The following is an 18,144-nucleotide window of genomic DNA, read 5'->3' as shown; positions in this document are numbered from 1 at the left end:
CGCTACGGACAGAGGCGACGCACGGCCGGCCCGGCGGGTGCCGCGTCGATCGGGGCCTCGCACGGCCCGCGCCAGGCGTAAGCGAGTCCGTCCGCCTCCTGGCGCAGACAGCGCCACTCGGCGACCGTGGGCTGCGCGGGGTCGCGGTCCGGCCCCCCGAAGCGGCCGGCCGGACGATAGGTGCGGCCCCGGCGGCCCCGGCGCCCCCGCGCCCCCGACTCAGCGCGCCAGCTGGATCGTGATCCGCTTCCCCACCGTCTCCCGCTGGAACTCCACGCCCTCGCTGAGCGCCATGACGATCTCCAGCCCGTGCTGGCCGACCCGGGAGGGGTCGGGCGGGAGGACCGCGGGCAGGGTGGGGCTGGTGTCCCACACCGCGATGGTGACGGTCGAGGACGTGACCTCGAGGTCGAGGAGGCACGGCCCGGGCGCGTACTTGCACGCGTTGGTGACCAGCTCGCTCACCACCAGCTGCACCGTCCCCGCGACGCGGGGGGCGACCGCGAGGCCGGGGGTCTCCGCGACCCGCGCGAGGAAGTCCCGCGCGAACCGGCGCGCGTCGCCGATCGACTCCGCCGAGCCGTCGTACGCCGCACCGGAACTCGTCCGCGGACCGTCGAGCTGTATGCCGAGGCCGTCCCAGGCCGCCGCCGTACCCATGTTCATCCAAGCTCCTCGACTCCGCGACGAAGCTCCCGGCAGCTCGCGTCCGAAACCCCGTTTACCCCCGTCCGCCCCACGTATGCACCGCACTTTCCGTGCACGACCCGCCCCGCATCGTGACCCTCCGCCCCGTACCTGTCAAGAGACAGGACCCGTTCCGATTTATCTGTCCCAGCCGTAGACCTCTCTACAACTCTCTGCAATTCTCCAACAGTTGAGTGCAAGATTCGTGCATGGAGAGGGCAGAACCCCATGACCAGACACAGAGGGAGATGGCGCGCGCTCGTCGCCTTCCTGACCGCGAGCCTGCTGATGCTCGGCCTACCCGCCCTCTCCGCCTCCGCGGCGGGCGGCCCCGACCTCGCCGCGGGCGGGACCGCCGCGGCGAGCAGCGCGGCGGCCGAGTACGGCGCGGGGAACGTCACCGACGGCAACCAGGGCACGTACTGGCAGGCCGGCGGCAGCAGCTTCCCGCAGTGGGTGCAGGCCGACCTCGGCCGCAGCGTCCGCGTCGACGAGGTCGTCCTGCGGCTGCCGGCCGGCTGGGAGAGCCGCCGGCAGACGCTCTCCCTCCAGGGCAGCGCGGACGGCACCAGCTTCGCCACCCTCGTCGCCTCGGCGCAGTACACCTTCGACCCGGCGACGGCGAACACCGTGACCGTCCGCTTCCCGGCCACGCAGGCCCGCTACGTCCGGGCGAACATCACCGCGAACACCGGCTGGCCGGCCGCCCAGCTCTCCGCCCTCCAGGTGCACGCCGCGGACGGCACGTCCGCCAACCTCGCCGCCGGCAAGACCCTGACCGCGAGCAGCTTCACCGAGGTCTACACCGCGGCGAACGCGAACGACGGCAACCGGGCCACGTACTGGGAGAGCCGGAACAACGAGCTCCCGCAGTGGATCCAGGCCGACCTCGGCGCGTCCGTCCGCGTCAACGAGGTCGTGCTGCGCCTCCCCGCCGGCTGGGGCGCGCGCACCCAGACGCTGAAGCTGCAGGGCAGCACGAACGGCACCTCGTTCTCCGACCTGACCGCGTCGAAGGGCTACGTCTTCAACGCGGCCGGCGAGAACAGCGTCTCCATCCCGTTCGACGCCACCACCACCCGCTACGTCCGCGTCCTGGTGACCGCGAACACCGAGCAGCCGGCCGCCCAGGTCTCCGAGCTGGAGGTCTACGGGCCCACCGGCGGCGACACCCAGGCCCCCTCCGCGCCCGGTTCGCTCGCGTACACCGAGCCCGCCGCCGGCCAGATCAAGCTGACCTGGAACGCCTCCACCGACAACACCGGCGTCACCGGCTACGACGTCTACGCCAACGGCGAGCTGCGCACGTCCGTCGCGGGCAACGTCCTGACCTTCACCGACACCCAGCCGGGCAGCGCGACCGTCGCGTACTACGTCCGCGCGAAGGACGCGGCCGGCAACCAGTCCGCGAACAGCAACACGGTCACCCGCCAGGGCCAGGGCGGCGACACACAGGCGCCGACCGCGCCGACGAACCTCGCCTTCACCCAGCCGAACGCGGGCGAGGTCAGGCTGACCTGGACCGCGGCCACCGACAACGTCAAGGTGACCGGCTACGACGTCTACGCCAACGGCCAGCTGCGGCAGAGCGTCGGCGAGGTCACCACGTTCACCGACACCCAGCCCGCCTCGGCGACGGTGACCTACACCGTCCGCGCCAAGGACGCCGCCGGGAACGTGTCCTCCCCGAGCAACGCCGTCACCCGGCCGGGCACCGGCGGGGGCGGCTCGAACCTGGCGGTCGGCAAGCCGATCTCCGCGTCCAGCACGGTCCACACCTTCGTCGCGGCGAACGCGAACGACGACCTGACCAGCACCTACTGGGAGGGCGCCCCCGGCTACCCGAACACCCTGACGGTCAAGCTCGGCGCGAACGCCGACATCAGCTCCGTCGTCCTGAAGCTCAACCCGGACAGCGCCTGGGCGACCCGCACCCAGACCCTGGAGGTCCTGGGCCGCGAGCAGTCCGCGTCCGGGCTGACCAGCCTGGTCGGCTCCAAGGCGTACACCTTCAACCCGGCGAGCGGGAACACGGTGACCATCCCGGTCTCCGCGAAGGCCGCCGACGTCCAGCTGAAGTTCACCGCGAACACCGGCTCGTCCGCCGGGCAGGTCGCCGAGTTCCAGGTGATCGGCTCGCCGGCCGCCAACCCGGACCTGCAGGTCACGGGCATCACGGCCAGCCCGGCCGCACCGGTCGAGTCGGAGTCGATCACCCTGTCCGCGGTCGTCCGCAACAGCGGGACGCAGGCGGCGGGCGCGACCTCGCTCGACTTCCAGCTCGGCGGCACCAAGGTCGCCACGGCGGCCGTCGCGGCGCTCGCCGCGGGCGAGTCGCGGACGGTGAGCGCGGGCATCGGCGCGCGGGACGCGGGCTCCTACCCGCTCGGCGCGGTCGTCGACGAGGCGAACGCCGTCATCGAGCAGAACGAGGGCAACAACAGCTACACCGCGCCCTCGCCGCTGGTCGTGAAGCCGGTCGCGAGCTCGGACCTGGTCGCCTCGCCCGTCAGCTGGACGCCGAGCGCGGCGTCCGCGGGCGATGACGTCAAGTTCTCCGTCGCGATCAAGAACCAGGGCACCCAGGCCTCGGCCTCCGGCGCCCACGGCATCACCCTGACGGTCACCGACTCCAAGGGCGCGGTCGTCAAGACGCTGACCGGCGCGCACACCGGCGTCATCAACGCGGGCGCCACCACCGCCCCCGTCGCCCTCGGCTCCTGGACGGCGGCGAACGGCAACTACACCGTCAAGGTCGTCCTGGCCGCCGACGGCAACGAGCTGCCGGTCAAGCGGGACAACAACACCAGCACCCTGCCGCTGTTCGTCGGCCGCGGGGCGAACATGCCGTACGACATGTACGAGGCCGAGGACGGTGTCGTCGGCGGCGGCGCGAAGGTCGTCGGGCCGAACCGGACCGTCGGCGACATCGCCGGCGAGGCGTCGGGCCGCAAGGCCGTCACCCTCAACTCCACGGGTGAGTCGGTGGAGTTCACCACCAAGGCCAGCACCAACACGCTGGTCACCCGCTTCTCCATCCCGGACGCCCCGGGCGGCGGCGGCATCAACGCCACGCTGAACGTCTACGTCGACGGCGTCTACCGCACCAAGCTCGACCTCACCTCCAAGTACGCCTGGCTGTACGGGGCCGAGGCCGGTCCGGGCAACTCCCCGAGCGCGGGCGCGCCCCGCCACATCTACGACGAGGCGCACGTCCAGCTCGGCGCGACCGTCCAGGCCGGGTCGAAGATCAAGCTGCAGAAGGACGCGGCGAACACCAGCCAGTACGCGATCGACTTCGTCAACACCGAGCAGGTCGCGGCGCTGCCCAACCCCGACCCGGCGACGTACGTCGTACCGGCCGGGTTCTCGCACCAGGACGTGCAGAACGCGCTCGACAAGGCGCGCCAGGACGCCAAGTTCGTCGGCGTCTACCTGCCGGCCGGCGACTACGAGACGTCCAGCAAGTTCCAGGTCTACGGCAAGGCGCTCAAGGTGGTCGGGGCCGGCCCCTGGTTCACCCGCTTCCGCGCCCCGTCCTCGCAGGACAACACCGACGTCGGCTTCCGCGCCGACGCCACCGCCAAGGGCTCGACGTTCGCGCACTTCGCGTACTTCGGGAACTACACCTCGCGCATCGACGGCCCCGGCAAGGTCTTCGACCTCGCCAACACGTCGAACATCACGATCGACGACATCTGGAACGAGCACATGGTGTGCCTCTACTGGGGCGCGAACACCGACAACATGGTCATCAAGAACAGCCGTATCCGGAACATGTTCGCCGACGGCGTCAACATGACCAACGGCAGCACCGACAACCTCGTGACCAACAACGACGCGAGGGCGACCGGCGACGACAGCTTCGCGCTGTTCTCCGCGATCGACGCGGGCGGCGCGGACATGAAGGGCAACGTCTACGAGAACCTCTCGACGACTCTGACCTGGCGCGCGGCGGGCGTGGCCGTCTACGGCGGTTACGGCAACACCTTCCGCAACATCCACATCGCGGACACCCTGGTCTACTCGGGCATCACGATCAGCTCGCTCGACTTCGGGTACCCGATGAACGGCTTCGGGACCGACCCGACGGTCTTCGAGAACATCTCGATCGTCCGGTCCGGCGGCCACTTCTGGGGCTCGCAGACCTTCCCCGGCATCTGGGTCTTCTCGGCCTCGAAGGTCTTCCAGGGCATCCGCGTCACCAACGTCGACATCGTCGACCCGACGTACCACGGCATCATGTTCCAGACCAACTACGTAGGAGGCCAGCCGCAGTTCCCCGTCAAGGACACGATCTTCCGCGACGTCACCATCACCGGCGCGAAGAAGAACCCCGACCAGTACGGAGCCCGCTCCGGCTACGGCATCTTCGTCAACGAACTCCCCGAGCCCGGCCAGGGCCCGGCCGTCGGTGAGGCCACCTTCTACAACCTCAAGATGAGCGGCAACGACGTGGACATCCGCAACACCACCTCGACGTTCAAGCTCAACATCCTCCCGTAACCACGGGACCCGGAGGCCCAGGGCGGCCGTCTCCCCGCACCCGGGGAGGCGGCCGCCCGCGTCCGTCCCCGCCGGCCGGAGGGGGTCGGGGGGCCGGGAGCCGTACACCATGTGGATCTACGATGAGGGGTGGTCGCGCACCTGCGGCCGGGAGCCGTCCGCCGCTCGTCGTCCGGCGGCGCGTGGCCGAGGCGCCGCAATCCGTCGTACGTGAGGAGCACCCCGCACCATGCCCCGCATCGCCCTGGTCACCTGCCGGCCCGGTCCCGACGTCAGCGTCGACCGCGATCTGCCGCTGCTGGTACGGGAGTTGGCGAAGGGCGGGGCGGCCGAGGCGGTGGTCGCGTACTGGGATGATCCGGCCGTGGACTGGGCCGGCTTCGATCTGGCCGTGCTGCGGTCCACGTGGGACTACAGCTGGCGGCGCGACGAGTTCCTGGACTGGGCCGTGCGGTGCGCCGCCGTGACGCGGCTGGCGAACCCGCTCCCCGTCGTCCGCTGGAACAGCGACAAGCGCTACCTCGGGGACCTGGCGCGCGCCGGTGTGCCCACCGTCCCGACGGCCTACCGCGCGCCGGGCGACGCGCCCGACCTGCCCGAGGGCGACTTCGTCGTCAAGCCGACGTCGGGGGCCGGGGCGCGGTACGCCGCCCGGTACCGCGCGGCCGAACACGCGCCCGCGCTGCGGCAGTTGGAGCGCATGCACGCCGAGGGCCTGACCGCGATGGTGCAGCCGTACGTCACCGGCATCGACACCAGCGGCGAACGGGCCCTGGTGTTCTTCGGCGGCCGCTTCCTGCACGCCATCCGCAAGGGCGCCGTGCTCACCGCGGGAGTCCCCTTCGACGCGCGCAAGAACGCCCACCCCTCCCCGGAGCCCTGGCAGCCCACCGAGGCTGAACAAGCAGTAGCCGAACGGGCGTTGGCGGTCGTACCGGGAGGTCCCGGCCACCTCCTGTACGCCCGCGTCGACCTCGTCGACGGTGACGACGGACAGCCCCGCGTCATGGAACTCGAACTCGTCGAGCCCAACCTCTTCCTCACCGCGGCCCACCCCGGCTCCGCACCCCTGATCGCCGAGGCCGTCCTGACGGCGGCCGCCGCGGGGTGACCCGCCCGGTCTCAGAAGAGGCCGTCGTCCTCCCGTTCGTCGCGGGGCGCGCGGTGCAGGTGCCACGCGGCGAGCGCGGCTCCGAGCGCCCCGCCGCCGAAGGCCGCCGCCGTGGCCCACGCGTCGCCGCCCCCGAACCCCGTGGCGACCCCGCCGCCCACCAGGGCCCCGACCAGCGCGTACGTCACGGCGACGAGCCCGGCGGCAGCGGCAGCCGTCGAGGTCCTGTCGTGGGCTGGTGTGCGAACCCCCGCTGCGCCCTGAGCCCCCGCTCGGCCTCGACGCCGGTCGCGGGGGGGCTCAGCCCTTCTTGGACTTCTTCTGCCGGCCCCCGCTCCGCACCTTCTCCGCCTTCTTCGACTTCTCCGCCTTACCCGCCTTCTCCGCCTTGCCTCCGCCCTCACGGGGCGGCTCCGGCTCGGCGCTGGGGACGCGGTCGCGGGGAGCGGTCGCGCCGGACGTGTCGGCGGGGAGGGCGTTGCCCGCGGAAGGAGTCCCCGGATCCCGCCCGGAGTCAGGGGTCCCGGAGGCGGTGGAACCGGCGTCGGCGGAACCGGGACCGGCGCCGACGGCAGCGGCTCCCGGGTCCCGGGACACGGTTCCGGCGGGTTCGGAGGCTCCTGGGCGCGGCGCACCGGCCTGCTGGGACGCGCTCGCGGCCGGGCCCGTAAGCCGAGCCGCCGCGCCCGTGCCGGACGAGGCCACTTCCGTTCGCCTCCCGCCCGGCGCGTCCGCGTCGGACGCCGTCGTCTCCACGCGCTGCGCGGAGGGCGAGCCGGAGGCGGCGGCCGAGGGCGACGCGGAGCCGTCGGTGAGGACCAGCGCCGTGGTCAGGGCCGCGGCGCCGAGCGCCGCGGCGGCGCCGGCGAGGACCAGCCGCTTCCGACCGGTCCTCGCACGGGGTGCGGACGGTCCGGCGTACGGCGGCTGCCTGGGGTGCGTGCGATCGGTCGTGCGCGCGGGGTCGGCGTCGAGCGGGACGGCGGGGACCACCGACGCGGCCGGGACGGCACAGGCCGCGGCGGCGGGGGCGGCCGTGTGCCCCGCGCTGCCGGCCACCTCCGCCAGTACCCGGGCGCACTCCTCGGCGTCCGGACGGGCCGCCTCGTCCAGGTCCGTCATCCCGCGGACGAGATCGGAGAGCTCCGGGGGCAAGTCGCCGGGCAGTTCCGGCGGACGGTGCAACCGGGCGATCGCCGCCTCCAGCGGCCCGCCGCCGTACTCGAGCCTGCCGGTGAGGCACTCCAGGACCACGAGACCGAGTGCGTAGACGTCGGACGGGCAGCCCACGGGACGGCCCAGGACCTGCTCGGGCGAGAGGTAGGCGGCGGTCCCGACGAGCGTGCCGGGAGCCGTGTGTGACGAGGAGTCCAGGAGCCGGGAGATCCCGAAGTCGGTCAGATACGGACGCTCCGAGGCGTCCAGCAGGATGTTCGACGGCTTCACGTCCCGGTGCACCACACCCGCCCCGTGCGCGTGCGCGAGGGCCCGGGCGACGTCGCGGCCTAGTGCGGCGCTCCGCCCGGCCGGGAGGGAGCCCCGCGCGATGCGGCGCCGCAGCGTCGTCCCCTCGACCAGCTCCATGACGAGGAAGGCGCGCCCGTCGTCGTGCCCCGCGTCGTACGCGGTCACCAGACCGGGATGCCGCAGCCGGGCCAGCAGCACCGCCTCCCGCTGCGCGTCGTGCTCGATGTCGACCCCCGTCCCGGGGCGGAACACCTTGACCGCCACCGGGCGGCGCAGCCGCAGATCGAGTCCCCGGTGGACGTCCGCCGCCCCGCCCGACCCCAGGAGCCGGTCCAGCCGGTACCGGCCGGCCACCACGTCGGCGCAGCTCAGGGCCGCCACCCCCCGAGCCGATTCCCGAAGACCCATCACCACTCCCACCGCTCCGACCGATCCGCCACCGCACGCGAGTACCCAGACATGCGGCGTTGCACCACCGGGAGGCCCGCGGGAAGCGGAACGAGCACATGAGCGCCGGCGCACCCCGCGAGGACGGGGGCGGGGGCAGCGCTCCGGACGCGTTCAGCGGCTGCCGCACCTGCCGTCACCCACCCCCGATGACCGGCGTGTCCGCCCTCGGTCGACGTCCTCGGGACGAGCCGCCCGACGCGCTCGGCAGGCTTCTGCGGTGGGGAGCGGTCGGCCCGCCGTTCTCGCTCGTCCTACCATCGCCGGATGGCGACGAGTGAGACATACCGGCAGGTGGGCGAGGCGGCGTGGGGGTGGGTGCTGGACCAGGTGCGGGAGGACGACGGGCCGTGGCTCCCCGAGACCGTGCCCGCGGACGGCCGGGAGGCGGTTCCGGCGAAGGACCGCGACTCGCTGTACTCCGGGATCGCGGGCCTGGCGCCGGTTCTGGCGGAGATCGCGCAGCACCGCGGGCTGAGCGGTCGGGAGCGGGCCCTGGCCGACGGGATCGTGGCGCGGCTGTCCGCGGAGGCGGGACGCCGCGTCGAGCCCTCGCTCTACGACGGGCTCGCCGGTGACGCCACGGCGCTGAGGCTCCTCGCTCCCGGCAGCGAGTCCGTCGCCCTCCGGCGGCTCGACGACCTGACGACCCCCGACGGCTGGCGGACGACCCTCGGGTTCGAGCCGGGCTCCGACACCCCGCTGAACGACGTGGTCATGGGTGCGGCGGGGATCGTGATGACGGCCGTGTGGGCCGGAGGCGAATTCGCCGACGCGATCGCGACGGCGGGCGGTGAGGCACTGCTGCACACGGCCGACCGCACGGACGCCGGGCTGGACTGGGGCATCGCGCCGAGCACCGCGTCGCGGGCGCCGAACTACTCCCACGGCACCGCCGGCGTGGCCGCCGCGCTGGCCGTGGCGGGCACCGCGCTCGGACGAGCGGACTTCGTCGAGGCGGCGGTCGCCGGCGCGCGGCACGTCCTGTCGGTGGGCCTGCTCGATGACGACGGTTTCGTCGTCCCGCACACCATCCCGCCGTCCAAGCGGGAGGTGGAGCCGATCACCTACACCTGGTGCCACGGCCCGGCGGGCACCTCGCACCTGTTCGCGGCGCTCTCCCTCGCGGGCGTCGCGGAGGTCTCCGGCATCCGGGTCGAGGACCTGCGCCGGCGCTGCCTGACCTCCCTGCTCACCTCGGGCGTTCCCGAACGGCTGCGCCCCGGCTTCTGGGACAACGACGGCCGCTGCTGCGGAACGGCGGGCGTCGGAGACGTCCTCCTGGACGCGGCGCAGGACCAGCCCGGCACGGAGTTCTCCGAGACCCTCCTGGAGGGTGCCCGCACGATGGGCGACGCCCTCGTGGAGCGAGCGGTCCGCGACGCCTCCGGCGCCCGCTGGCGGTTCGTGGAGTACCGCGACGAAGAGCCGCTGCTGCCGCCCGGAACCGCGTGGATGCAGGGGGCGTCGGGCATCGCCGCCTATCTCCTGCGCCTCGCCCGGTCCGTCGAGACCGGCCCCGGAGCGACGGTCGTGGACCGCCCGGACCAGTGGTGGGCGGTACCGGCCGGTGTCCGCCTGGCATCGGCCCGATCCGCTCGACCGGTCGGCACCGCCGCCCCGGACTCGTTGCGTACGTAAGGTGTCCGGACGACCGCGAGGGACGCGGGAGGCGAGCGAGAGGGCCGTGATGAGCGAATCGGCGAAGCCCCGGGTGGATGTCCCGGAAGGCGACGCGCCCACCGAACTGGCGATCCGCGACCTCGTGGTGGGGGACGGACCCGAGGCGCAGCCGGGCAGGGTCGTCCAGGTCCACTACGTAGGGGTCACGTTCGCGTCCGGGAAGGAGTTCGACTCCTCCTGGGAGCGGGACGTGCCGTTCAAGTTCGCCGTCGGCGGAGGCCGGGCTATCAAGGGCTGGGACCGTGGCGTGAGGGGGATGAGGGTCGGCGGCCGACGCGAGATCATCGTCCCCCCGCGTCTCGGGTACGGCCGGCAGTCGCCCTCGCCGCTGATCCCACCGGGCTCGACGCTGATCTTCGTCGTGGACCTGCTCACGGTCGTCGGCGGTCCGACCAGAGCGAGGCCCGGCTCGCCCTGAACCCACCGCGCCCCCCGCGCACGCTGCACCAGCTCGGCCTCCGTCTGGGCGAGGCGGTCGTCGGCAGCGTCTCGCCGGTCCGCAACCTGCACGCGGCCGGCCTGGTCGACGTTCACCGCCTCGCCCGCCCCGGGCCGCGCGGGTCCTCGACACAGCATCCCGGATCACCGCGCGGGCGCGGCCCAGGACCTCGTCGCACGGAGCTACGCGGTCGCCGGCCACGCCCCCCGGTGCACCAGGTCGAGGACGAGCGCGGCGATGTTCCACGCGTCGTCCTCGCCGCGGTGGTGGCGCCCCTCCAGCGGCAGTCCGGCGATCTGCAGGGCGCGGTCCATCCCGGGCCGCCGCCGCAGCCCGTACGCCGCGGTGAAGACGGCCTTCACGTTGGTGTGGTCGCGTTCCACGGGGCGGCCGAACGGGTACGCCACCCCCTCCGCCCGGCTCTGCCGCTCGAACTGCCGGCGGTCGTAGTCCCCCCAGCTCGCCCACGGCCGCCGCCCGGCCCCGTACTCCTCGACCAGCGTCCGACACGCCTCGGCGAAGGTCACGCCCCCCTCGACCTCACCCTGCGTCAACCCGGTCAACTCCGTGCAGAACGCGCTCACTTCGGACCTCGTCGGCCGCACCAGGATCCGGTGCCGCGACACCCGCCGCCGCGCCCCCACATCCACGACGGTGAGCCCGATCTCGATGATCTCGCTCACCGCCCCCACCGACGGCTCCCCCGCCCAGCACGTGGCTTCCACGTCGACCACGTTCAACAGCCCGCTCTCCTCACGCATGCCGCCGAGCGTAGGCACCCCCGCCTCACCGCGGCACCCTGTTTTCACCCCGGCGGAAGCCGTGCGCGCGACCTCCGCGCCACCTGCCGCACGTAACCCCACCCAGCCCCCGCCCGTTGAACCCCGCATGACGACGACACTCCACCGCCTTGCGATACAGCACCCGTCCGCAGAAACGATCCCCCCTCATGACCTCGAGCCGATCTTCACCGAGCTGGCCCGCTCCTGGGAGGCGAAAGGGCGCCTGGTGCCGGGGCGGCCGGACGAGGAGTGGAACCGGCTGTCGAGGTACCGGCCGATGCGGTAGCCCGCTCGGCCGCCGAGGGGAGGCACCGCTCCGGCCGGACCGGCCGCCGGACGCCCACGGAGTCGGGGCGTCGACGGCATGTCCGGCTGCGGGTGCCCGCCCCGGTCAGGAGCGGTGCAGGGTCTGGAGGGTCGAAGCCAGCCGCGAGCCCGCGCGCTGCTTGAGCCGGCGCAGGGGCTCCGCCCGGCCGACGGCTTGGTCGAGCCGGTAGTAGAGCTTCGGCGGCAGGTACGGGAGCAGCGGGGAGTGGCGCTGGCCGAGGAGGGAGAACATCTGCTGCGGGTCGAGCGCCATGTACCGGGGGAGGCTCTCGTACCACCGCGCGCTGTGGCGAGCGGCGCTCTGCGACGAGAGCAGTGCTCTCCTGCGCTCGTGCGAGTACGCGGCGAGCGCGGCGGGGAGGTCGCCGCGGGCCGGGTCGTGCAGGGTGCGGGCCAGGCACATCGCGTCCCGCATCGCGAGCGTGGTGCCCGCGCCGATGGAGTAGTGCGTGGTGTGCGCCGCGTCGCCGATCAGCACGAGGTTGCCGTCGTACCAGGTCTCGTTGGTGACCGTGCTGAACGTCCGCCACTGCGTGCGGCCGCCGATCTCGGGCCGGCCGGTCAGCTCGTGCCCGTCGAGCGGCTTCGCGAAGAGGTTCTGCAGCATCGGGAACGACTCGGACTCGGGCATCCGGTCGAGGCCGAGCCCGGTCCAGGTCGCCGCCGAGCACTCGACGATGAACGTGCTGCCCTCGTCGCCGAACCCGTAGCCGTAGCACCAGATCCAGCCGTGCGGAGTCTCGACGAAGGCGAAGGTGAACGCGGTGAACACCTTGGACGTGCCGAGCCAGATGTACCGGTTGCCGCCCTCGGCCCTCCGGGTGCCGAAGCGGCCCGCGATCCGGTCGCGGAGCTGGCTGTGCGCGCCGTCCCCGGCGACGACCAGGTCCGCGGTCCCCGACAGGTCGGCCGTCGCCCGCACCTCGCTGCCGAACTCCAGCCGTACGCCGAGCGAGTCGGCCCGCTCGGCGAGGATGTCGAGCAGCCGGTGCCGGCCGACGGCGTACCCGACGTCCCCGTCGTGGGTGACCGTACCGGCGGCGGTGTGGGCCACTCCCCCGCTCCAGCGGACCGAGGCCTCCTCGATCGCCCGCGCGGAGGGCTCGTCGCACCGCGCGAGGTCCTCCAGCATGTCCGGCCAGTACGTGACCCCCCAGCCGTAGGTGCTGCCGGCGGGCCGGCGCTCGTGCACGGCGACCTCGTGGCCGGGGTCGCGCAGCTTGAGCAGGATGGACAGGTAGAGCGAGGCGGGGCCCCCGCCCACGCAGGCGACCTTCACACGAACTCCCGGGGTGTCGGCACGGTTCCGGCTCTGGGTAACGCGGGCCGTCAGTGACGGTTACGGACGTACCGCCGCGAGCCCCTCAGCGCGGCCACGCCGGCGAGCGTCACCGCGCCGGCGGCGAGGAGGCCGGGGACGACCACGGAGGAGCCGGTGTCCGAGAGGGCGGGCCGGTGGCCGCGGTCGTGCTCGTGGTCCGGACCGCCGGGGGGCGTCCCCCAGGGCGGCGTGGCCGACGGCGTCGAACCGCCCGGTCCGCCCGGCGTGGAGCTGCTGGGCACGGGGGACGAGGGCGGCGGCGTCTCGGGACCCGTGCTGCCGGTGGTCGACGGCGAGGGGGACGTGCTGGGCGTCGTGGACGGGGACGACGAGGGGGAGGTGGACGGCGACGGCGAGGGTGTCGACCCGATCGGGGGCGAACTGGTCGGGGTGCCGGGGGTCTCGGAACCGGTCGGAGTGCCGGGGGTCTCGGAACCGGTCGGAGTGCCGGGGGTCTCGGAACCGGTCGGAGTGCCGGGGGTCTCGGAACCCGTCGGAGTGCCGGGGGTCTCGGAACCCGTCGGAGTGCCGGGGGTCTCCTCGTCGCCGTATCCCTGCTCGTCCCCGTAACCCTGCTCGTCCCCGTAACCGCGGTCGTCCGACGTGTCGGCACAACGCGCCGCGGTGGGCGGGCAGTACGTGGCCGAGGCGTCGGCCGCGTGCAGCGCCCCCGCGAAGGCCAGCGCGGTCGCGGCCACGGGCACGGCCGCCGCCAGCCCCTTCATTCCCAGCATCCGCCGATCTCCTCGCTCCCGGACCGGCCGGAACCGGGCCGATCATCTTTGTCCATGGTTACTGCGCGGCCGCACCGATTCCGGTGAGGCTCGGACGAGCCGACCCGGACGGCCCATCGGCCGGTCCGCCCTCCGGCGCTACTGCACGCTCGGCACGAGGTTGGTGACGGGGGCGACCAGATCCGTGATCTGGCGCAGTTCGTTCAGACGGTCCAACTGGCCGAGGCTGTCCAACTCCTCGGTCACGACGGGCATCCGCTCCTTGTGCTCGGCGGGCAGGCCCGTCGTGCTCAGACCGTCGACGGCATCGCCGACGGAGATGGTGGTGGGCTCGACGACGGACGCGGCGTGCGCGGCGGGTGCGGCCATCCCGGTGGCCCCGGTGAGCAGGGCGAGAGCGGTGACGACGCGTCGGGTGGGGTTCATGCCCTACCAAACGGCCGGGGTTGCGGAGAGTCACGTCGTGGGCCGCCTGTCACCCGAGAGGCCCACATCCGCGCACCGCGACCTGCGAGTTCGCCCGGCCCCCGTGAGAGTCGGGCCGCCGCGTGGGAGGGATCCCGGCACCAGGGGGCGCACGCCCTGATCCACCCGGCGTTACGGAGCTGACCCACCCCATGAAACCTTCCATCCGGCCGTCCAGGAACGCGTCCAGGAACGCGGGCGTGGTCGTGACCGCGGCCTGCCTCCTCTCCTTCGGCCTCGTCCAGGGGGTGACCGCCGCGAGCGCGGACCTCGGCCTCCCGCCCCTCCCCGCTCCCACCGCCTCGTCGACGACGACCTCCGCCGGCGCCGTGCCGTCCGCGCCGGCGACCTCCGTGGCCACCGCCATCACCGACGTCGGCCGCGCGACCGCGCAGGCGGGCGGACCGGTGAACGTCACCGTGACCGGGCGGCTCGTCGAGGCCGAGACGCTGCTGTTCCCGCTGGCGCGGATGCCGGTCGAGGTGCGGATCTCGGACGCCGTCACCGGCGGCTCCGCGAAGACGTGCCGGGCGACGACGGACGACGAGGGGCGCTTCCGCTGCTCCGTCGACGTGGCGGCGGAGCGCGACGGCGACCTGGTGTCGGTGTCGTTCGAGGGCAACCGGCTGTTCAAGCCGGCGCGGAGCGTCCACGCGTTCGGCGATCTGCCCGTCCCGGCGACGCTCCCGGCGCCGGCGCCCGCCCCGGTCCCGCTGCCGGCCCCCGCGACGACGCCGGCGACCCCCGCCGCGGAGAGCCCCGCCGCCGAGAGCCCCGCGGCGTCGGCGACCCCGACCGCGGACCCGACGCCGACCGCGGACCCGACCCCGTCGTCCGACCCCACCCCGTCCACGGATCCCACTGCGGCACCGGAGCCCACCCCCTCCGCGTCGGCCGCGCCCGACCCCACCTCCACCGGTGCCCCCACCCCGTAACCCTCAGCACCCCGCCCCGCCCCGCCGAACGAGTGATCGCGCGGGGCGGGGCGTTTCGCGGGCTGATCATCCGACCCCGGCGCGCACACTGGCGGGATCAGGAACCGTCACCCGAGGGAGAGTGGTTGCACGTGGGCTCGTATCGCAGGAGCGCGGTCATGCTGGCGGTCGCGGTGTGCTTCGGGGTCGCCACCGCGTCCCCCGCCGCCGCGGAATCCCACGCCGGCGCGTCCCCCACCGGCGCGACCGCAGCCGCCGCGGACCCCCTCGCGCCGGACACCGCCACGTCGTCCGAGGCGGACGGACCGGCCTGGTACGGCTGGGAGTTGCGCCTGACGGACGACAGCATCGTCACCTCCGAGACCCGCTCCGGGTTCGAGGGCGACACCGCGTACTTCTCCACCGAGGAGTGGACGCTCGGCCCGCAGGGCATCTCCGCCCGCCACGTCGCCTCCCACTCCTGAGCCCATGGCCCCGGACGCACGTCGGCTCCCGGGTGGGATTCCCGGGAGCCGACGGTCGCGCGCTGGGTCAGGAACGCGAGGCCACGACGCTGCTGGTGGCACCGGTCGGGCCGGCGACGCGCGTCTCGGTGAGGAAGTAGGCCTCACCGTCGGGCGTGAAGCCGCTGACGACCTTGCTGCTCGCGCCGCCGTTCACGGTCGCGGAGTTGCTCTGCTGCTTGTACGCCGGGCCGCCGTCGTGGCCGTCGGCCGAGGCGAGGCCGGCGGTGCCGAGCACCAGCGGGACGGTCAGAGCGGCGATCGAGGCGGCCTTGGCAATGCTGCGCATCACACACGTTCCTTTCCCTGCGGAACGGGTCCGTCGGGACCACCGTGACCGTGCTGCGCTGCCGGAAGGACAGGCGATGACGGGACCGCGGCGGCCGGGCGGGAGCGACCCGTGCTCTCCTGCACCGCACTCACCGTGCACCGGGGAGCCGGTCCCCGCCCGGCGAGATCGCGGCGCGCAGGCCCGCGACGCCCCGGCGGACCCGGCTGCCATCGCCCTGATCTGGGAAAACGGTCCGGGCCGGCCCGTTCACCCGACCGGGCACATCGTCCGATGATTGCCCTGTCCGGGTGAGGCGCCCGGTGCAGGACGGGTCGCGGCCCGGCGGGAACGTCAGCGCAGGCTGCGCACGGGCAGCAGGCAGTGCGCGCTCGAGCTGAGCATCTCGGAGTCGCCGACGAAGGCCCGCAGGGTCTGCTCGTCGACCGGCCGGCCCGGCACCGCCTCGGGCCAGGGGCGGACCGCGCAGATGAGGTAGACCTCGGCGGCCGCCTTCGCCGCCTGCTCCCACTCCGGCGGCACGGCGGCCTGCACCTTCATGGCGCCGAGGGTGAGCGCGGCCTGTCCGGCCTCGACGAGGAGGGAGACGGCGATGCGCGGCTGCTCGGCGAGGGCGATGAGCCGGTCGCCGAGGGTCAGGCCGAGGCCGGTGAGCAGGGCGGTCATGGCCGCGGTGCTGCCCTCGGCGCCCTCCCGCCCGTCGCCGAGCGGGTAGACCATCAGGAACGGGACGCTGGGCTGGTCGGAGGCGGGGTCGCTGGCCCAGGGGATGACCGAGACGGTGCCCAGCGGGGAGGCCTGGATGTCGGCGGACGCGAGGGGTGTGCTTGTCATGGGGCGGGATGCTAACCGCCCGCCGCGGCGGGCCGGAAAATCTCTTCACCCGTTCGGCTGACGGGCCGGACCCCGACCCGACCTCGTGCTTCCCGGCGGTCCGCGCGGATGTGCGGGAGGGGTGATTCCGTTCGGCCGCAGCTGGCGCGTCGCCGCCCCGGAACACTTCCGGTGTGCGTTCGTTGACCGACAGAGCGACGCATGTCGCCACGACCGGGCGGAGGGCAGCGTGGAGCAACGACGAGCAGGGCGCGGGACGCCGGGCCGCGGTACCGCGGCGGTGCACGGCCGGCGCGCGATACGGCTCACGCCTCCCGGACCGGTCCGCCGCCGCGTCCTCCAGGCGCTGTCGGCCCTGTCGGTCACCGCGTTCACCGGGGGCGCGCTCGCACGGATCGTCGCCGCGCCGCCCGCCGGGCCCGCAGCGGAACCCGTCGGGGACTCCGTCCTGTTCGACGAGACCTACCGCGGCCGCCACCTGACGGCCCGTGCGGCCCCGGGCGCCGCGCCGCGGGTGTTCGTCGACGGCCGTCCGCTGCACCTGATGCGCTGCGCGGGCGGCGGCTACGTCACCCCGCTCGACCACTACCAGTCGTACCCCACCCCCCTGGCCGCGGCCCGCGGCGCGGTGGCGGAGCTGGGCACGCAGCAGTTGGCGCTGACACCCGTCCACGGCGGGCGGGTCCACGGGGGTGGTCACGGTGTACGTGCGTAAGAACCAGCGGGACCTGACCCGCACCGAGCGGCGCCGGTACGTCGCCGCCGTCCTGGAGCTGAAGCGCACCGGCGTCTACGACCGGTTCGTGCGGACCCACATCGAGTACTACACGGCCGACGGCGACACGGGGCTGCGGGTGGCGCACATGGGGCCCTCGTTCCTGCCCTGGCACCGGCGCTTCCTGCTCGACTTCGAGCGGGCGCTGCGCAAAGTCGACCCGTCGGTCTCCGTGCCGTACTGGGACTGGACGCGGGACAACTCGCCGTCGTCGTCGATCTGGGGCGAGGACTTCATGGGCGGCAACGGCCGGCGCGGCGACCTGCAGGTGATGACGGGCCCGTTCGCGTACCGCAACGGGAACTGGGACATCAACGTCGGTGTCACGGACGTCGAGTTCCTGACCCGCGACTTCGGCCGACCGCACCAGCCGGTGTCCCTGCCGACGGCGCGGGACCTGGCGCGGGCCGAGGCCGACCCCGTCTACGACGCGGCCCCGTGGAACTCCGTCGCCACGGAGGGGTTCCGCAACAAGCTGGAGGGCTGGGGGCAGGGGACGGGCGTCGAGCGGTGGCGCAACCACAACCGGGTGCACCGCTGGGTCAGCGGGCTGATGCTGGGCGGCGGTTCGGTGAACGACCCGGTGTTCTGGCTGCACCACTCGTTCGTCGACCTGGTCTGGTCGCGCTGGCAGCGCAGGAACCCCTCCGCGCGCTACCTGCCCGCGGAGTCCTCCTCGCGCAACGCCTCGGGCAGCCGGGCGGTGGGGCGCGAGCAGCGGATGCCGCCGTGGAACGTCACCCCGGCGTCGCTGTGGGACCACAGCGGGATCTACCGCTACCAGAGCTGAACTCGGCGGCAGGGGACACGGGAACGGCCCGCGGCGTGATGCCGCGGGC

At 73.7% G+C, this 18,144-nt stretch carries 18 protein-coding genes; 9 read left to right on the top strand and 9 right to left on the bottom strand.

Features of this window, described 5'->3' with window-relative positions; all coding sequences use genetic code 11:
• Positions 1–219: 219 nt before the first annotated feature.
• Entirely contained in the window at positions 220–666 is a 447-nt protein-coding gene (locus ACFWEG_RS00645; protein ID WP_387207580.1) for an ATP-binding protein, read from the bottom strand.
• Positions 667–915: 249 nt separating this feature from the next.
• On the opposite strand from ACFWEG_RS00645, the gene ACFWEG_RS00640 reads away from it, so the two are divergent.
• Positions 916–5,193: a discoidin domain-containing protein gene (locus ACFWEG_RS00640; RefSeq protein ID WP_387207578.1), complete on the top strand. Its 4,278-nt coding sequence runs from the start codon at positions 916–918 to the stop codon at positions 5,191–5,193.
• A gap of 229 nt (positions 5,194–5,422) precedes the next feature.
• Positions 5,423–6,304, top strand: coding sequence for a RimK family alpha-L-glutamate ligase (locus ACFWEG_RS00635; RefSeq protein WP_387207576.1), 882 nt, complete (start codon positions 5,423–5,425; stop codon positions 6,302–6,304).
• 11 nt (positions 6,305–6,315) lie between these two features.
• Here ACFWEG_RS00635 and ACFWEG_RS00630 read toward each other — a convergent pair whose 3' ends face one another.
• A complete protein-coding gene (locus tag ACFWEG_RS00630; RefSeq protein WP_387207574.1) occupies positions 6,316–6,492 on the bottom strand; it encodes a hypothetical protein in 177 nt (58 codons plus the stop codon).
• Positions 6,493–6,604: 112 nt separating this feature from the next.
• A complete protein-coding gene (locus tag ACFWEG_RS00625) occupies positions 6,605–8,152 on the bottom strand; it encodes a serine/threonine-protein kinase (protein WP_387207572.1) in 1,548 nt (515 codons plus the stop codon).
• A gap of 333 nt (positions 8,153–8,485) precedes the next feature.
• On the opposite strand from ACFWEG_RS00625, the gene ACFWEG_RS00620 reads away from it, so the two are divergent.
• Together ACFWEG_RS00620 and ACFWEG_RS00615 are read left to right on the top strand one after the other, a co-directional pair.
• Positions 8,486–9,859, top strand: a complete 1,374-nt coding sequence (locus ACFWEG_RS00620) for a lanthionine synthetase LanC family protein (RefSeq protein ID WP_387207570.1) — start codon at positions 8,486–8,488, stop codon at positions 9,857–9,859.
• A gap of 49 nt (positions 9,860–9,908) precedes the next feature.
• Positions 9,909–10,319, top strand: a complete 411-nt coding sequence (locus ACFWEG_RS00615; protein ID WP_387207568.1) for an FKBP-type peptidyl-prolyl cis-trans isomerase — start codon at positions 9,909–9,911, stop codon at positions 10,317–10,319.
• A 203-nt stretch (positions 10,320–10,522) separates the two neighbouring features.
• Here ACFWEG_RS00615 and ACFWEG_RS00610 read toward each other — a convergent pair whose 3' ends face one another.
• Positions 10,523–11,101 (bottom strand): exonuclease domain-containing protein, encoded by a 579-nt coding sequence (locus tag ACFWEG_RS00610; protein ID WP_387207566.1) that lies wholly within the window; start codon positions 11,099–11,101, stop codon positions 10,523–10,525.
• A 127-nt stretch (positions 11,102–11,228) separates the two neighbouring features.
• Here ACFWEG_RS00610 and ACFWEG_RS00605 point away from each other — a divergent pair, with 127 nt between their 5' ends.
• On the top strand, positions 11,229–11,408 hold the full coding sequence (locus tag ACFWEG_RS00605; RefSeq protein ID WP_387207564.1) for a hypothetical protein: 180 nt from the start codon (positions 11,229–11,231) through the stop codon (positions 11,406–11,408).
• 105 nt (positions 11,409–11,513) lie between these two features.
• Here ACFWEG_RS00605 and ACFWEG_RS00600 read toward each other — a convergent pair whose 3' ends face one another.
• From ACFWEG_RS00600 to ACFWEG_RS00590, 3 genes are all read right to left on the bottom strand, one after another.
• Positions 11,514–12,728: an FAD-dependent monooxygenase gene (locus ACFWEG_RS00600; protein WP_387207562.1), complete on the bottom strand. Its 1,215-nt coding sequence runs from the start codon at positions 12,726–12,728 to the stop codon at positions 11,514–11,516.
• Positions 12,729–12,778: 50 nt separating this feature from the next.
• Positions 12,779–13,504: a hypothetical protein gene (locus ACFWEG_RS00595; protein WP_387207560.1), complete on the bottom strand. Its 726-nt coding sequence runs from the start codon at positions 13,502–13,504 to the stop codon at positions 12,779–12,781.
• Between the two features lie 138 nt (positions 13,505–13,642).
• On the bottom strand, positions 13,643–13,930 hold the full coding sequence (locus ACFWEG_RS00590) for a hypothetical protein (RefSeq protein ID WP_387207558.1): 288 nt from the start codon (positions 13,928–13,930) through the stop codon (positions 13,643–13,645).
• A 191-nt stretch (positions 13,931–14,121) separates the two neighbouring features.
• On the opposite strand from ACFWEG_RS00590, the gene ACFWEG_RS00585 reads away from it, so the two are divergent.
• Positions 14,122–14,904, top strand: coding sequence for a hypothetical protein (locus ACFWEG_RS00585; protein ID WP_387207556.1), 783 nt, complete (start codon positions 14,122–14,124; stop codon positions 14,902–14,904).
• A gap of 158 nt (positions 14,905–15,062) precedes the next feature.
• Positions 15,063–15,368 (top strand): hypothetical protein, encoded by a 306-nt coding sequence (locus ACFWEG_RS00580; RefSeq protein ID WP_387207554.1) that lies wholly within the window; start codon positions 15,063–15,065, stop codon positions 15,366–15,368.
• 67 nt (positions 15,369–15,435) lie between these two features.
• On the opposite strand, the gene ACFWEG_RS00575 is transcribed toward ACFWEG_RS00580, so the two are convergent.
• Complete coding sequence (locus tag ACFWEG_RS00575) at positions 15,436–15,696, bottom strand: hypothetical protein (protein WP_387207552.1); 261 nt, start codon at positions 15,694–15,696, stop codon at positions 15,436–15,438.
• Between the two features lie 333 nt (positions 15,697–16,029).
• Complete coding sequence (locus ACFWEG_RS00570) at positions 16,030–16,530, bottom strand: DUF5949 family protein (RefSeq protein ID WP_387207550.1); 501 nt, start codon at positions 16,528–16,530, stop codon at positions 16,030–16,032.
• Positions 16,531–16,759: 229 nt separating this feature from the next.
• On the opposite strand from ACFWEG_RS00570, the gene ACFWEG_RS00565 reads away from it, so the two are divergent.
• Both ACFWEG_RS00565 and ACFWEG_RS00560 read left to right on the top strand, forming a co-directional pair.
• Positions 16,760–17,245, top strand: a complete 486-nt coding sequence (locus ACFWEG_RS00565; RefSeq protein WP_387207548.1) for a tyrosinase family oxidase copper chaperone — start codon at positions 16,760–16,762, stop codon at positions 17,243–17,245.
• Positions 17,232–18,095 (top strand): tyrosinase family protein, encoded by an 864-nt coding sequence (locus ACFWEG_RS00560; RefSeq protein WP_387207546.1) that lies wholly within the window; start codon positions 17,232–17,234, stop codon positions 18,093–18,095. The genes ACFWEG_RS00565 and ACFWEG_RS00560 overlap by 14 nt, the downstream gene beginning before the upstream one ends.
• Positions 18,096–18,144 lie beyond the last annotated feature (49 nt).

Source organism: Streptomyces sp. NPDC060194, assembly GCF_042728285.1.
GTDB lineage: Bacteria > Actinomycetota > Actinomycetes > Streptomycetales > Streptomycetaceae > Streptomyces.
The sequence above is the reverse complement of the archived record's forward strand: the minus strand, read 5'-3'. Positions and strand labels throughout refer to the sequence as shown.

What these genes read in the sequence shown, in the direction of transcription:
- ACFWEG_RS00645 (WP_387207580.1), bottom strand. Translation starts at nt 666, where the DNA reads ATGAACATGGGTACGGCGGCGGCCTGGGACGGCCTCGGCATACAGCTC.
- ACFWEG_RS00640 (WP_387207578.1), top strand. Translation starts at nt 916, where the DNA reads ATGACCAGACACAGAGGGAGATGGCGCGCGCTCGTCGCCTTCCTGACC.
- ACFWEG_RS00635 (WP_387207576.1), top strand. Translation starts at nt 5,423, where the DNA reads ATGCCCCGCATCGCCCTGGTCACCTGCCGGCCCGGTCCCGACGTCAGC.
- ACFWEG_RS00620 (WP_387207570.1), top strand. Translation starts at nt 8,486, where the DNA reads ATGGCGACGAGTGAGACATACCGGCAGGTGGGCGAGGCGGCGTGGGGG.
- ACFWEG_RS00615 (WP_387207568.1), top strand. Translation starts at nt 9,909, where the DNA reads ATGAGCGAATCGGCGAAGCCCCGGGTGGATGTCCCGGAAGGCGACGCG.
- ACFWEG_RS00610 (WP_387207566.1), bottom strand. Translation starts at nt 11,101, where the DNA reads ATGCGTGAGGAGAGCGGGCTGTTGAACGTGGTCGACGTGGAAGCCACG.
- ACFWEG_RS00605 (WP_387207564.1), top strand. Translation starts at nt 11,229, where the DNA reads ATGACGACGACACTCCACCGCCTTGCGATACAGCACCCGTCCGCAGAA.
- ACFWEG_RS00595 (WP_387207560.1), bottom strand. Translation starts at nt 13,504, where the DNA reads ATGCTGGGAATGAAGGGGCTGGCGGCGGCCGTGCCCGTGGCCGCGACC.
- ACFWEG_RS00590 (WP_387207558.1), bottom strand. Translation starts at nt 13,930, where the DNA reads ATGAACCCCACCCGACGCGTCGTCACCGCTCTCGCCCTGCTCACCGGG.
- ACFWEG_RS00585 (WP_387207556.1), top strand. Translation starts at nt 14,122, where the DNA reads ATGAAACCTTCCATCCGGCCGTCCAGGAACGCGTCCAGGAACGCGGGC.
- ACFWEG_RS00580 (WP_387207554.1), top strand. Translation starts at nt 15,063, where the DNA reads ATGCTGGCGGTCGCGGTGTGCTTCGGGGTCGCCACCGCGTCCCCCGCC.
- ACFWEG_RS00575 (WP_387207552.1), bottom strand. Translation starts at nt 15,696, where the DNA reads ATGCGCAGCATTGCCAAGGCCGCCTCGATCGCCGCTCTGACCGTCCCG.
- ACFWEG_RS00570 (WP_387207550.1), bottom strand. Translation starts at nt 16,530, where the DNA reads ATGACAAGCACACCCCTCGCGTCCGCCGACATCCAGGCCTCCCCGCTG.